Genomic DNA, 14,780 nt, shown 5'->3' with positions numbered 1-14,780 from the left:
TATTTTTAAATTAAAACATATAAATTTAACATAAATAAAAATAACGTAGAAATTAAATTTCTACGTTATTTTTATTTATGTTATAAATTTTTATATGTATTGTTCTCCTAATGAGTTAGCTGTAAGTATAGCATTAAATACTTCTTCAACTTTAACTCCACCTAGAGTATTATGTATAGTTTCACCTTCAGCACAAGCTGCAACTGCAACTTTCATTATGTCATCTTTATTAACTTCTTTTAATCCAATTTGCTTAAGAGTTATTGGAAGATTTACATCTAAACAGAAGTTTATAACCTCTTCTATTTCTTCCATAGGTCTATCTTCTAATATTAATTGTACTAATGTACCAAATGCAACTATTTCTCCGTGCATATACTTTTCACATTCTTCAAGAACTGTAAATCCATTATATATTGAGTGTGCTGCAGCAAGACCACCATTTTCTGCTCCAACTCCACTTAAATAAGTTGATGCTTCTAAAACTTTTTCAACAGCAGGAGTAGATACTGAATTTTCAACAGCTAATTTAGCTTTTAATCCATAATCTAATAATATTTCATAGCAAAGTTTTGCAAGTGCATAACCTGCTTGAGATACTGCACCTGAAACAAGATTAGGTGACTTAGCATTTAAACAAGTTCTTGCTTCAAAGAAAGTTGCAAGTGCATCTCCCATTCCAGCAACGAAAAATCTAACTGGAGCCTTAGAGATAATTGTACTATCAACTAATACAAGATCTGGATTCTTTGGATAGAATAAATATTCACTAAATTCACCATCTTCTTTGTACACAACTGAAAGTGCAGTACAAGGAGAATCTGTTGCTGCTATTGTTGGTATTATAACAACTGGTATTTCTTCAAAATGTCCAACTGCTTTAACAGTATCAAAAGTCTTTCCTCCTCCGATACCTATTATTGCATCACAATTATTGCTTTTTATAGCGTCTTGTAGTCTTTCAATTTCTTTCTTAGTACTTTGACCATTAAAAAGTTCAAAGAAAATATTTTTTTCACTGTTTTCAAAACACTTTTCAATAGTTTCTTTCATCATATTCATAACAAATGAATCAGCTACAATAAGAAAAGATTTTCCTAATGTTTCTACATGATTTTTTAATTCTAAAATTGCATTTTCACCTTGAACGTATCTTGAAGGTGCTCTCATAATTTTAAGCATTTAATCATCTCCATTTTTTTAATTTAATTCAATATTGTTAATAAATTAGCATGTTTATTATATATTTTTTAATTAAATATGTAAATACTAAAAAAAAATGTAAACGTAATATAGAACAAGGTTTTTTTAACCTTGTTCTTTTTATAGTTACATAAGCATATCTCTTCTACTAAATACAATGTGAGATACAATATAAGAAATAACAATTGTTATTATCATTATTATTATTCCTAACTTAGGTGTAAAATATATATTACTATGATAATTAAATGCTATATCTCCACTTATAATACTTGGAGTATTGCCATAATTTAAGAAAATATATTGTGCAATTTCAGAAAATTTTTCACTTACCATAGGCAATACAGTTGCTGCAACTGATATAATTACTGAAACTGCCATTGTTATCATACTACTCTTAAATATAGCTGATATCATAAATATAAATGCACAACAAGTTATTATAAATAAAACTTGCAATAAGAAACTCTTAAGAACAAAATCTCCCATAGTTGATTGATATCCTGAACCTATAACTTTCTCTAACTGCTTAAATCCATCTCTTAAGAATACTTCTTGATTTATTTGGTATTTAATTCCAAGTTGAACCGGCATTTTTAAATCAGCAAATCCTGTAATTGCACCAACAATTCCAAACGTTGCAAGTTCTACACCACATATCATAGAAACAACAGTTATTATTACCGCTATAAATTTTGATAATATAACTTTTGCTCTTGATATAGGTTGAACCAATAAAAATTTAACTGTTGCTGGAGTAAATTCTCCTGAAACTATATCACTCATAAATACAGCTATACCAGAAACTAATATAACCATTCCTAATATCATCATTCCTTGAATAGCTAAATTGCCAGGATAAAACTCCCATTGTTCTATTGGTTTAATATTGTTATCTAAAAAATATTGCTTTTTTTCTATTTCTCTTTTTAAATCTTCTATATGTGCCTTATTTTCTTCATGTAGTTCCATACTATTTATGCTATTTTTTAGTTCTTTTATATCAGACCTTAATGAATCTCTCCAATCAATTGTTTTCTCACCACTTAATAATTGTTCCTGAATTTTTCTATCATCTTCTAATCTTTTAATTTCACCTTTAAGATATAAAATATGTTCTTCTTGTGATTTTATAACATCTTTACTTTCATTTTTAGATTTAAGTTCATTTAAACTATTTGTTGAATTTTTAAGTTCCTCCTTTTGCCATTTTAAATTATTATCTATCATTTCTATTTGACCTTGAGGAGATCTCCAGTGTTCCATATCATTTGCACTTATCTTATGAACAGTAACTAATCCAATCATTGCTAAGCAAAATAATCCAAATACAACCCAAGTTTTTCCTCTTTTAAGTATTTTAATTAACTCATTCTTAATTAAGGTAAATAACATTATCTTATACCTCCTTCAACAAGTTCCATATATCTTTGCTCTAAACCTTCCCTATTTTTATAAACTTCTTCTATTGATATTTTTTCATTAACTAATGTTTTAATAAGCTCAGGAGTTGTTCCTGAGTGTATAACAACATTTATTCTAGAATCTAATATAGTTGAAGTTATTACAAAAGGTTGTCTTGAAAGTATTTCACAAACTTTATTTTGATCATTATTAATAATTAATGTTATACTCTCTTTTTCTGTTCCAGTTACTGCATCCTCCATATTTTCAACAGCTTTTATGACCCCATCATTTATAAATGCAACAGTATCACATAATTGTTGAACCTCACTTAATATATGAGAGGATATAAATACAGCCATACCTCTTTCTCTTGCTGCTTTTTTTACTATTTCTCTAAAATCTATAATTCCTGATGGGTCTAATCCATTTGTAGGTTCATCTAATATTAATAACCTTGGATTTCCTATAAGCGCTGCTGCAAGCCCAAGTCTTTGTTTCATTCCTAAAGAATATTTTTTAACTTTATCATTAATCCTATGTTCTAACCCAACAAGTTTTATAAGCTCATTAACTTCTTCTTTTTTTACATTTCTTATTCTTGCAATTTGCATTAAGTTTTCTCTTCCTGAAAGATATTTATAAAGTTCAGGATTTTCAACAACTGCTCCAACATCTTTTAAAGCTTTTTCTTTATTTTTAAATAAATCTTCTCCACATATTTTAACTTCTCCAGAAGTAGGTTTTATAAGTCCTACTAACATTCTTATAGTTGTTGTTTTACCAGCTCCATTTGGACCTAAAAAACCATATATTTCTCCCTCTTTTACCTCAAAATTTAAATTTTTTATTATTTCACGTCTTCCGATTACCTTTTTAAGATTTTTAACCTCTAAAACATTCATTTAGTAACCTCCCTAACTTTTCTATAATAAAATTATAAATGTAACTTCTTAATATAAAACATTATTATTTCTTATTAAATTCTTAACAAATTCTTAATTGCTATATATAAAAACAACTCATGCTTAAATTAATTAATTTTTAAATATATAAAAATTAATTATTTATAAATCATTCGTTTACTTTATTTTAAATAACCATGTAAATATTCATTTTAAGTTAATTGAATAGATAATTTTACAGTGATATGCTTTAGCTATACGCCAAATAATAGACGAAAATAAATTAAAAATGAGGTGAATTTATGAATATAAATAAAGTAAACTTAAACTACTTAATAGAAAAAAATAAAATATATATTGAAGATGGACATGTCGCTACATATATACCAGCTCTTGCAGAAGTTAATCCTAATCAACTAGGTATTTCAATCTATAATCTAGAAAATAATAGAGAATATTCAGCAGGTGAATGTGAAGTAAGATTTGCAATAGAAAGTATTTCTAAGGTTCCAGCCTTAATACTTGCTATATTGGATAATGGAATTGAAAATGTATTTAATGAAGTTGGTACAGAACCAACTGGGTTTGCATTCAATTCTATTATGAATATGCAAATAAATCATAGAAATAAACCAACTAATCCATTTATAAACGCTGGCGCAATTAAAGTAAATTCTCTTATTAAAGGTAAAAATTCAGAAGAAAGATCAAGGAGAATATTAGATTTCTTTAAAAAAATAATGGATGATGATGAAATTGAATTAAATACTGAAATTTATTTATCTGAAAAAGCTACTGGGGATGTTAATAGATCTCTTGCTTATTATATGAAAGGAAATAATATGATTAAAGGTGATATACCTGATATATTAGATTCTTACTTTAGACAATGTTCTATGCTTGTAACTGCAAAAGGCTTAGCTAGAATGGGTGCAGTACTTGCAAATGAAGGTGTTATGCCTTGGAATAATGAAAGATTATTTTCAATAGAAACAGCTACTGTTGTTAAATCATTAATGACTACTTGTGGGTTATACGATGAATCTGGAACATTTTCTGTTCATGTTGGTGTTCCTTCAAAAAGTGGTGTTGGTGGTGGTATTATATCATCAGTTCCTAGTAAATGTGGTATAGGTTTATTCAGTCCTGCTCTTGATAAATACGGAAATAGTATTGCTAGCATAAAATTGCTTAAAGATATAACAGATAAATTAGAATTAGATATATTTAGATAGTTTATATTTCATTATATAAAAATAAGTCATTTATCAAATTATTATTGATAAATGACTTATTTTTATAAAAACATCTGAAATAATATTATAGCTATAACTCCTGGTATTCCAAATATTCCAGCAATAAGTGCAGTTATAATATTAATCCCAATATGTATACCAAAGTTTACTCCTATTAAATTAATAATATACAACAATATTACTCCACATATCCCATTTAATAGTAACTTAATTGGCCATTTTAATAATTTTAAAAGAACATATAATATTATAATTCCTATTATTCCATAGATAATTAATTCAATATCCATAATCTCACCTTCTTTATTTTAAATCTTATTTTATATATACATAAGTTTTTTTCTATTTATAACTATTCTATTATTAATTTCTATTATTCATAATAATGGACAAATTTTATAATATTAATACATAAATAAGAAACTAATTTTAAATTTTAAGTAACACATTCTTAAAATAATCATACATTGTTATCATAAGAAGCTTTTCACTCATTCTCAAACAAAACTTCTAACTCCCATCTATATTAAGGGCTCTAATGAGCCCTTCTTTTTTTATATTTGAGTTCTTCCTTGTAATGCTTTTGAAAGTGTAACTTCATCTGCGTATTCTAAATCTCCACCAACAGGTATCCCGGCAGCAATTCTTGTTACCTTTACATCTAACGGTTTAAGTATTTTAGCTATATACATAGCTGTTGCTTCACCTTCTATATTAGGATTTGTTGCTATAATAACTTCTTTAATTTCTTCTCTCATTCTTGAAACTAATTCCCTTATCCTAATATCTTGAGGACCTCTTCCTTGCATAGGTGATAAATTTCCATGAAGTACATGATAAAGACCATTATATTCTTTAACCTTCTCCATTGTCATAATATCTTTAGGCTGTTCTACTACACATATAGTACTCTTATCTCTACTTGGATTACTGCATATTGCACAAGGATCTGAATCTGTAAAATTCCCACAAACTGAACAATATTTAATAGTTCCTCTAGCCTTAACTAAAGCATCAGCAAATTCCCTAACCTCATCTTCAGGTAAATTTAATACATGAAGAGTTAATCTTTGCGCTGTTTTTTTACCTATACTAGGTAATTTAGCAAATTCTTCTATTAATTTTTCTATTGCAACTGGATAAAATTCCATAAATATCTCCCCTTAAAATTATATAATTTTACTTTTACTTTTATTACTATACGTAAAACTATCTTATAGTTTAATACAGTTTTTAACTTTTAACAACTTTTCTATTTAATTATAAAAAGCCAGCTGAAAGCTGGCTTTAAATATATTTTTTAAATTAGAATAATCCTGGTATGTTTAATCCACCAGTTACTTTACCCATTTGACTTGCAGTTTCTTGTTCTGCTTTTCTTAATGCTTCATTTACTGCACTTAGTACTAAATCTTCTAACATTTCTATGTCATCTTCATCTACTACTTCTGGCTTTATGTTAATAGATAATATATCTTTTTTACCATTTGCAGTTACAGTTACAGCTCCGCCTCCAACTGATGCTACAAATTCTTTTTCTTCAAGCTCTTTTTGCATTTGCTCCATTTTCTTTTGCATTTGCTGTGCTTGTTTCATTAAGTTATTCATTCCTCCCATACCACCTGGGAATCCACCTCTTGCCATATATATATCCTCCTTATTAATAGATTCTAAATCTAATTATATAGCATTTTCTTTTACTTTACTATACATATAAGCTCAGTATTTAATAGTATAACTACTATATATAAATATGTTTTTTCATTTTATAATGTACCAATTAATATTAGCCTTTATTCATCAATAATATCTAAAAACTCAGTTCCTATAATATCTGTTAAAACCTTCTCCGGATCAGAATTTTCTTTGTTTTCATCAATAACAATAAAATGAACTCTCACTTTGTTTTTTAAAACCTCAGAGAAAACCTCATTTACAACTTTATTATTTTCAGGCTTTTCTAATCTATCTTTATTGAATGAATATTGCTCATTATATTGAATAGTTATTACACCATTTTTGCAATCAATAGGCCTTCCTGTTGTTATTGATGCATAAATTATCATTGCTCTCCTGTTTTTAAATTCTTCTAATATATCCTTCCAAGCAGATTTAACTAATTGAATAGTTACATCATTTGAAAGATTTTCATCCTCTACTAATATATTATTAGAATCTTTCTTATTTATATTGTTTCCACCTTTTGATGTACTATTATCTATTACTTGCTTACTTCTAATATTATTTGAATTAACAGCATTCACTGATTCGATTTGAATTTTTCCTGACTTTAATGCTGCTTCTAATTTATTTATTCTGCTAAGAATTACTTCATTAGATGTATCATATTCTATTTTACATATCTTAATTATTGCAAGTTCTAAATATAATCTTGCTTGCTTTGACATTTTTGCATTTGTCTCTGCTTCTTGAAGAATTCTTATGCTTCTCATTATTTCCTCAACTCTTATTCTATCACCTTGCTCTTTTACTAAAGCAATATTTTCAAGTGACATGTCAAGAACTTCTTCTGGGTTATTTGTAACCTTAATCATTAAAAGATTTCTATAATGTGCTATTAAATCTTTTATAAATAAAAATACATCCTTCCCTGCAAATACTATTTTGTCAATTATAGTTATAGCTTTTTCTATATTTCTTTCTATAGTTGCAGAAGTTAAATCAAATAAATACTCATTTGTAACTAACCCAAGCATTGATACTAACTCTTCATAATCTACATTTCCATCTCCCATAGCAATGGCTTGATCTAATATACTTAAGGAATCTCTCATAGCACCATCTGACACTCTTGCAATAAGATTTAAACTTTTATCATCTGCAAAAACGCCTTTATTCTCTACTATAGTTCTAAGTCTTCCTGTTATTTCTGAATTATTTATTCTTTTAAAATCAAACCTTTGACATCTTGAAAGAATTGTTATTGGAAGCTTTTGAGGATCTGTTGTTGCAAGGATAAATATTACATTTGATGGGGGTTCCTCTAAAGTTTTAAGGAATGCATTAACGGCTCCAGTTGACAACATATGAACCTCATCCATTATATAAACCTTATACTTTGCTTCTTGTGGTGGATATTTAGAATCATCTATAATATCTCTAATTTTATCTACACCATTATTTGAAGCCGCATCTAATTCTGTAACATCAATTGCTAACCCTTCATTTATCTTTTTACACATATCACATTCATTACAAGGCTCACCGCCTTTAAGATTTAAACAGTTTAATGCCTTTGCAAATACCTTTGCAGTAGAAGTCTTACCAGTACCTCTTGTTCCACAGAAAAGATATGCATGAGCTATTCTATCATTTAATATTTGATTTTTTAATGTTGTTGTTATATGTTCCTGACCTACTACATCTTCAAATGTTTTTGGTCTCCACTCTCTATATAACGCTGTATATGCCAAGGGCTTTCCACCTCTTTTTCTAAAGTTAAACTTAAATTAATTATACAATAAATATATTAATAAAACTACGTATAAACATTAATAGTAATTATACCCTTTTACTATACTTTTAAATAATAATTTTAATTTATAATATATTTTATTTATTAAATAAGCTAATACTTTTTTAAATTTTAGTTTACATATAATAAATTTAAATATTTTAGTGCTAACATATTTATAAAAAGTCTTGAGGTGAGTTAATGAATAAAAAATTACTTCCAATTCAAAAAAACAATTTAATATATTTCTTATTAGGAATAATACTTGTAGTATGTTCAGCTGGATTTATTTATTATTCCGTCTCAACTAATTACTTAATAAATTTTAATGCTAAAAATTTAAAAGATTTTGCAAAATCACTTTCAACATTAGCTGAAATAGGTTTTTTCTTAGCAATTACTTTATTTGCTCTTAGATGTATAATCAAAAATCTAAATCAAAAAAGAGAAAATATATTAAATAAGTGGCTAAATAAAATTAATATAGTAATTCCAACAGAAGTTCAAAATAAATTTTTAGAAAATACTATATTAGGAAAAATTAAAAAATATTTATTTAGTATATCAAAAATTTTTCAAAGATTTCATATAATAATAGCATTAATATCAATTTCTTTAATATTAATTCATGCTTATATATTTTTACATTTAGGATTTAAGTGGAGAGTTGGATATATTATTGGTATTTTGGCCCTTATTGACCTATTATTAATACTTATAACAGGTATTTTTAGAATTTTTAATAAAAGTATCCATGCTCATAAAGGACTTGGTATTATATTTATAATATTAATGTGTTTACATATAACGTTAGTTTAATAAAAAGCTAACGTTTTTATTTTTGCAGTTTTCATTTTTTAATTAAAATAATATGTTAAAATAATATGATACTAAAATGAGAGGAGTTTTTTTCAATGAGTTTATACGATAAGCAATATCTTGATATTGTAGAAAAAATTTTAAATGACGGATATTACGATCAAAATAGAACTGGAGTAGCTACATACAAACTTCCACATCAAATAATGCAATTTGATTTAGAAAAAGAGTTTCCTATTCTTACAACTAAATTTGTTGCTTTTAAAACTGCTGTTAAAGAACTTTTATGGATATATAAAGACCAATCAAATAGCGTTAAGAAACTTCAAGAACAAAACGTTAAGATTTGGAATGAATGGATGATGGATGATGGAACTATAGGAACATCATATGGTTGGGTTGTTAAAAAATTTAATCAAATTGATAACTTAATAGATGCTTTAAAAAATAATCCACAAGATAGAAGAATGATGATTAATTTATGGCAAATACCATATTTAGATACTGGTGCTCTTCACCCATGTTGCTTCCTTACAATGTGGGATGTAACTGATGGAAGATTAAACTGCATGCTTGTACAACGTTCAGGAGATATCCCTCTAGGTGTTCCATTTAACACTAGCCAATATGCAGTTCTTGTTCATCTTATAGCACAAGTAACTGGACTAAAACCTGGATTATTTACTCATGTTATAAATAATGCACATATTTATGAAAACCAAGTTGAAGGAATGAAAATTCAATTATCAAGAAAAGATGAAGCATTTGATGCACCAAAATTATGGATAAATCCTGAAATAAAAGACTTCTATGATTTTACACCAGATGATATAAAACTTGAAAATTATCAGCATCATCCTGCAATCAAAATGGAGGTATCTGTTTAATGTTATCTATAATAGTTGCAATAGCAGCATCTAATAATGCAATAGGTAAAGATAACTCTCTTTTATGGCACATTTCTGAAGATTTAAAAAGATTTAAAGAGATAACATCTGGTCATAAAATACTTATGGGAAGAAAAACTTTTGAATCTCTTCCAGGAATTTTGCCAAATAGAGAACATATAATTTTAACTAGAGATAAAAATTTTAATGTTGATTCTGATAAGGTAACTATTATCAATAATATTGAAGATGCTATTAAATATTATAAAGATTCTAATGAAGAAATCTTTATAATTGGTGGTGGAGAAATATATAAAGAATTTCTTCCATTTGCAAATAAACTTTATTTAACAAAAGTTTATAATGATTTCGATGCAGATACATTTTTTCCACAAATAAATCTTGATGAATGGAAAGTTATCCACACTTCAGAAACAAAAATTGATGAAAAAAGTGGATTAAATTTTGAATTTATTGATTTATTAAGAAAATAATTTATCAAATATATTAAAGCAGTCATTTTAATGACTGCTTTTTTTAAATTATATTTTATACTAAACTTATTTATCATTTAAAATTGTAACTCCACTTATTTATAAACAAGAAAAAGAGGGGTACTTGCTCTTGGATGCAAGGCTCCCTCTCTTTCTTATCCTATTGTTTTTGTCCTATATTGTTAATCCTATTGAAGAGTAACCTAAATTAATTATTTACTGAATATATGTATTCTTATTTTGAATATATGTATTCTCATGCTCAAAATAACATTAAAAAACCGTGCACCTCGCTTCGACAGTAGCTTATATGCGTTACCTATGCAGTTAGCTCAGGCCAGATTGATCCACGGCACACGGAAGGAACCACTTATTGCTGCTTCCTTCCGGACCTGACAAGGTTCATGGGCTCCCGTTGCGTGGGACCCAGCCATCAACACCACTTACATAGGGCAGACCACACAAGCTAAAGCCTCCCCGAGGAATTCGATCCTGCTATAGCGGATTGCAGGTTACAGGGCACCGCTAACTCCCCATCTAGCACGGTCTGGCGGAGAGAGTGGGATTTGAACCCACGGTAGAGTTTCCCCTACACACGCGTTCCAGGCGTGCTCCTTCGACCACTCGGACATCTCTCCAGATTAAAAAACTTAAGCTTAAATAGTTTAACCTATCTAAATCTTAATATATAAATTATATTATAAACGTATTAAATTTTAATACTGTTTCATTCTATCATAAATGTTATTTTAGTTCAATAGAAACATTTTCTTTATTAAAAAGTATTAATACATAAAATAATTAACTATAGATTTCTTATTATTTTTTATCTTCTGTTTCATTTAATTCTTTATCTCTATTTTCCTTTTCCTCTTTAAACATTTGCTTTTTCATTTGACCATTTATAAGTAAAATAGGCATTAAAAACACAAATAAAGCAATTCTTATTACTCCTGTTTTTGCAACAAATATTATACAAATAAGTACTACCAATTCTATTACAGTTAGTACATTAGATATTTTTCTCATTTCCATAGTATATCCCCTAACTAAAAATATTTATTTTAAATTATATCAAAAAATTATTAATTTTACATAAATAAAAACTAATGTATATAATTATATACATTAGTTTTTATAAATTTTATCCAAAAATCATTCTCTCTTTATTTTTCTTTATAATAATTATAATAAATATTATACCTAAAATAATTCCTGCAAATGAAATTAATTGAGCTATTCTAAACCCCAAAAACATTAAGCTATCTGTTCTTAACCCCTCTATAAAAAATCTTCCTAATGAATATAAAATCATATAAGAACTTATTACAATGCCTTCATATCCTTTTTTTACTTTATAAAGTATAATAACCAATACTATACAAACTAATAAATCCCATATTGATTCATATAAAAAGGTTGGGTGATAATACTCACCATCTATAAACATACCACGTTGAATAAATAATGGAAATTTTGATATAAATTCCTTAGAAACAACTCCTCCATGAGCTTCACTATTCATAAAGTTACCCCATCGTCCAATCCCTTGAGCTAATATTATTGATGGTGCAACTAAATCTGCATAAGCTAAAAAATTTATCTTTTTAATCTTAGTATAAATAAAAGCAGCTAAAAAAGCTCCTATAAGTCCACCATGAATAGCAAGACCACCTTGTCTTATATTAAATATATCAATAAAATTATGTTTATAATTGCTCCATTCAAATATCACATAGTAAACTCTAGCACCTATTATTGCACAAGGAAATGCAATTAAAAATATATCTATTAAGTTTTCAAACTTTAAACCTTTTCTTTTAGAATTAAAATAAGCTAATATAAATGCTAATATTATACCAAATCCTATTAATACACCATACCACATGATATCAAAGCCAAATATTTTAAAAGCTACAGGATCATTCATAAAATTTCTCCTTTCTATTTTAAGTTTTTCTCTTTTCTTCTCTTCCTAAAAAATTCTTTTAATAAGTTGCTACACTCTTCATTATATACCCATTCAATATCAATAAAAGTATCTAAATATTTATTATTTACAATATCTACAACCGTTCCACACGCCCCCATATCCTTATTAAATGTACCTATGTATAATTTAGAAATTCTACTTTGAATTATAGCACTAGCACACATAGGGCAAGGCTCTAAAGTAACATACATAGAAGCTCCATTAAGTCTCCAATCCCCAATAGTTTTGCAAGCATTTTCTATTGCAATAATTTCAGCATGAGATATAACACTTTTTTTAGTTTCCTTAAGATTATATCCACTTCCAATAATTTCATCATCTTTTACTATAATAGCTCCAACAGGTACTTCCATTAAGTTTAATGCTTTTTTCCCTTCATCAATAGCTAATTTCATATAATCCAAATAATCACCACTTTAAATATAATTAAAGGACAGATTATCTGTCCTCTAACTTTAAGTATATATTCTTACCTTTAAAATTCTATTTTTTTCAACTTCTTCAACTACAAATCTTATCTTTCCAATCATTACTTCTTGGCCCTTACTAGGAATTGTACCAAGTTCTCCAATAATTAAACCACCTACAGAATCAAATTCTTCTGACTCCATATTAACTCCAATAAGATCACTAACATCATCTAGCCTAGCGCTTCCATCAACAACATATTCATCTTCTTTAATGACTTCAATCATTTCTCTTTCTTTATCATATTCATCTTCAATATCACCAACTATTTCTTCTACTAAATCTTCAATTGTAACAATTCCTACTGTACCACCATACTCATCAAGAACAACAGCCATATGATTTCTAGATTTTTTCATTTCATTAAAAAGTTCAATTATTTTTTTAAATTCAAACGTATATAAAGGTTCACGCATATATTTTTTAGCATCAAATTCTTCACCTTCATATCCAGCTATAATAAGATCTTTAACATTTATTATTCCAACTACATCATCTATTGTATCATCATAAACAGGAATTCTTGAAAATTGATCTTCTTTTATTACTTTCATAAGTTCTTCATAACTTGAATTAACTTCTACAGCAGTAACATCAACTCTTTGAACCATTACATCTTTAACCTGTAAATCACCAAAATCAAAAACATTAAATATCATCTCTTTTTCAACATCTTCAAGTACACCTTCTTCTTCGCTTACACCAACCATTGTCTTAAGCTCTTCTTCTGTAATAAATGGTTCAGTAGCTTTTGGGTCTCCCCCTAAAAGTTTAATAAATACTGCTGACACAACAGTAAATATGGATACAAAGGGTTTAAAAATAAAAACACAAAATTTTATTGGTTTACTAACTTTTAATGATACATTTTCTGATTTTTGTTTTGCAATAGACTTAGGTGTAATTTCGCCAAATATAAGTATAAGAACCGTCATTACTCCTGTAACAATAGCAACAGCTGATTCACTTCCACCTGAAATCTTAACAGCCAACGAAGTAGCTATAGCAGATGAACCTATATTAACTATATTATTTCCTATTAAAATAGCTCCTAAAAGCTTATTTGGATCTTCTATTAATTTTTCTACGAGCTTAGCTCCTTTTACCCCTTCTTCAACCATGTGTCTAATTCTAATTTTACTTAAAGACATTAATGCTGTTTCTGACATTGAAAAGAATCCAGAAAGAATAATTAGCACTATTAATAAAATTATTTGTCCCGTATAACTAGAGTCCAAAAATTATCACTCTCCCATAATTCAAATTAAATATATTATTTTTCATTATATCATAGAGAAAAAGATTTACATATATACAAATTCAAACCTTTGGTTTGAATTTGTTAAAATTTTAACCATTTTCATTGCTATTGTTATATTTTTAACAATTACTTGTATTTTTATGTCGTAAAAAGTCTTATTAAGCCAGTTATATCAACACTTTGAACTTTGTCGATTTTTGTTAGTTATTTTTTTAACAAATACTTTTTTGCTTCTATTTCTAACTTTTTTTCTAAAATTTTTACTACATAAGGTAAATTGTCTCTCCCTTTATTTTTTATCAAGTCTACATTTTCTATTCCTATTTTCCTAATTTTATATGCCCAATCAATTATGTTTTCTTTATTCTGCTTATTTTCATCATAATTTATAATTACAAAACCATTATTCAAATCTAAATAAACTTCTGTAATTCCATTTAATTTTGACATAGCCTTCTTAAAAAGCTTCTCATACTTGTTATATTTACTATCAATATTTCTTAAACACCTCATTTCCATAATAATTTTTCCTTTCTCACATTTATGGATATTTATCTTTATTAATTTATCAATTATCTTTGATTGAATGCTCATATCTACTTCTCCATTCTCTTA

16 protein-coding genes, 1 tRNA gene and 1 other RNA gene are annotated in these 14,780 nt (G+C 27.1%); 4 read left to right on the top strand and 14 right to left on the bottom strand.

All coding sequences use genetic code 11. The annotated features are described in order from the left end of the window. Window positions 1-90: 90 nt before the first annotated feature. The 3 genes from AC4FQW_RS12535 to AC4FQW_RS12525 all read right to left on the bottom strand — a co-directional run bounded on the left by AC4FQW_RS12535 (window position 91) and on the right by AC4FQW_RS12525 (window position 3,512). Window positions 91-1,182, bottom strand: coding sequence for a glycerol dehydrogenase (locus AC4FQW_RS12535; RefSeq protein ID WP_491149409.1), 1,092 nt, complete (start codon window positions 1,180-1,182; stop codon window positions 91-93). Between the two features lie 147 nt (window positions 1,183-1,329). Next, window positions 1,330-2,598, bottom strand: coding sequence for an ABC transporter permease (locus AC4FQW_RS12530; RefSeq protein WP_491149407.1), 1,269 nt, complete (start codon window positions 2,596-2,598; stop codon window positions 1,330-1,332). Next, window positions 2,598-3,512 (bottom strand): ABC transporter ATP-binding protein, encoded by a 915-nt coding sequence (locus AC4FQW_RS12525; RefSeq protein ID WP_303129101.1) that lies wholly within the window; start codon window positions 3,510-3,512, stop codon window positions 2,598-2,600. Before AC4FQW_RS12525 ends, AC4FQW_RS12530 begins: the two co-directional genes overlap by 1 nt. A gap of 302 nt (window positions 3,513-3,814) precedes the next feature. On the opposite strand from AC4FQW_RS12525, the gene glsA reads away from it, so the two are divergent. Beyond that, a complete protein-coding gene (gene glsA, locus AC4FQW_RS12520; RefSeq protein WP_303129100.1) occupies window positions 3,815-4,747 on the top strand; it encodes a glutaminase A in 933 nt (310 codons plus the stop codon). 62 nt (window positions 4,748-4,809) lie between these two features. On the opposite strand, the gene AC4FQW_RS12515 is transcribed toward glsA, so the two are convergent. From AC4FQW_RS12515 to dnaX, 4 genes are all read right to left on the bottom strand, one after another. Then, complete coding sequence (locus AC4FQW_RS12515) at window positions 4,810-5,058, bottom strand: pro-sigmaK processing inhibitor BofA family protein (RefSeq protein WP_303129099.1); 249 nt, start codon at window positions 5,056-5,058, stop codon at window positions 4,810-4,812. A gap of 264 nt (window positions 5,059-5,322) precedes the next feature. Continuing rightward, window positions 5,323-5,919: a recombination mediator RecR gene (recR, locus tag AC4FQW_RS12510; RefSeq protein WP_303129097.1), complete on the bottom strand. Its 597-nt coding sequence runs from the start codon at window positions 5,917-5,919 to the stop codon at window positions 5,323-5,325. Window positions 5,920-6,073: 154 nt separating this feature from the next. Beyond that, on the bottom strand, window positions 6,074-6,412 hold the full coding sequence (locus tag AC4FQW_RS12505) for a YbaB/EbfC family nucleoid-associated protein (protein ID WP_024614223.1): 339 nt from the start codon (window positions 6,410-6,412) through the stop codon (window positions 6,074-6,076). Window positions 6,413-6,561: 149 nt separating this feature from the next. After that, window positions 6,562-8,202 carry a DNA polymerase III subunit gamma/tau gene (gene dnaX, locus AC4FQW_RS12500; protein ID WP_491149404.1) on the bottom strand — a complete coding sequence of 547 codons (1,641 nt, stop codon included), beginning with the start codon at window positions 8,200-8,202 and terminating at the stop codon, window positions 6,562-6,564. Between the two features lie 242 nt (window positions 8,203-8,444). Between dnaX and AC4FQW_RS12495 the strand changes: the two genes are divergently transcribed. The 3 genes from AC4FQW_RS12495 to AC4FQW_RS12485 all read left to right on the top strand — a co-directional run bounded on the left by AC4FQW_RS12495 (window position 8,445) and on the right by AC4FQW_RS12485 (window position 10,443). Next, window positions 8,445-9,062, top strand: coding sequence for a hypothetical protein (locus AC4FQW_RS12495; protein ID WP_491149402.1), 618 nt, complete (start codon window positions 8,445-8,447; stop codon window positions 9,060-9,062). Window positions 9,063-9,157: 95 nt separating this feature from the next. Then, the gene (locus AC4FQW_RS12490; RefSeq protein WP_303129091.1) at window positions 9,158-9,949 is read left to right on the top strand and encodes a thymidylate synthase; all 792 of its coding nucleotides are present in this window, start codon (window positions 9,158-9,160) and stop codon (window positions 9,947-9,949) included. Then, window positions 9,949-10,443, top strand: a complete 495-nt coding sequence (locus AC4FQW_RS12485; protein WP_491149400.1) for a dihydrofolate reductase — start codon at window positions 9,949-9,951, stop codon at window positions 10,441-10,443. The genes AC4FQW_RS12490 and AC4FQW_RS12485 overlap by 1 nt, the downstream gene beginning before the upstream one ends. 281 nt (window positions 10,444-10,724) lie before the next feature. Here the strand turns inward: AC4FQW_RS12485 and ffs are convergent. The 7 genes from ffs to AC4FQW_RS12450 form a co-directional block, all read right to left on the bottom strand. Next, window positions 10,725-10,989, bottom strand: an RNA gene (gene ffs / locus AC4FQW_RS12480) — signal recognition particle sRNA large type. Window positions 10,990-10,991: 2 nt separating this feature from the next. After that, window positions 10,992-11,081: transfer RNA gene (locus AC4FQW_RS12475), tRNA-Ser, on the bottom strand. 181 nt (window positions 11,082-11,262) lie between these two features. Then, on the bottom strand, window positions 11,263-11,478 hold the full coding sequence (locus AC4FQW_RS12470; protein ID WP_491149398.1) for a hypothetical protein: 216 nt from the start codon (window positions 11,476-11,478) through the stop codon (window positions 11,263-11,265). A gap of 109 nt (window positions 11,479-11,587) precedes the next feature. Beyond that, window positions 11,588-12,373, bottom strand: a complete 786-nt coding sequence (gene lgt / locus AC4FQW_RS12465; protein ID WP_491149397.1) for a prolipoprotein diacylglyceryl transferase — start codon at window positions 12,371-12,373, stop codon at window positions 11,588-11,590. Window positions 12,374-12,387: 14 nt separating this feature from the next. Continuing rightward, a complete protein-coding gene (locus tag AC4FQW_RS12460) occupies window positions 12,388-12,831 on the bottom strand; it encodes a nucleoside deaminase (protein WP_491149427.1) in 444 nt (147 codons plus the stop codon). A gap of 60 nt (window positions 12,832-12,891) precedes the next feature. Next, window positions 12,892-14,142 carry an HlyC/CorC family transporter gene (locus AC4FQW_RS12455; protein ID WP_491149395.1) on the bottom strand — a complete coding sequence of 417 codons (1,251 nt, stop codon included), beginning with the start codon at window positions 14,140-14,142 and terminating at the stop codon, window positions 12,892-12,894. Window positions 14,143-14,369: 227 nt separating this feature from the next. Then, a complete protein-coding gene (locus tag AC4FQW_RS12450; RefSeq protein ID WP_491149393.1) occupies window positions 14,370-14,759 on the bottom strand; it encodes a hypothetical protein in 390 nt (129 codons plus the stop codon). Window positions 14,760-14,780 lie beyond the last annotated feature (21 nt).

Source organism: Clostridium sp. TJA085 (assembly GCF_058310235.1).
This window is presented reverse-complemented; position numbering and strand designations above follow the sequence as displayed.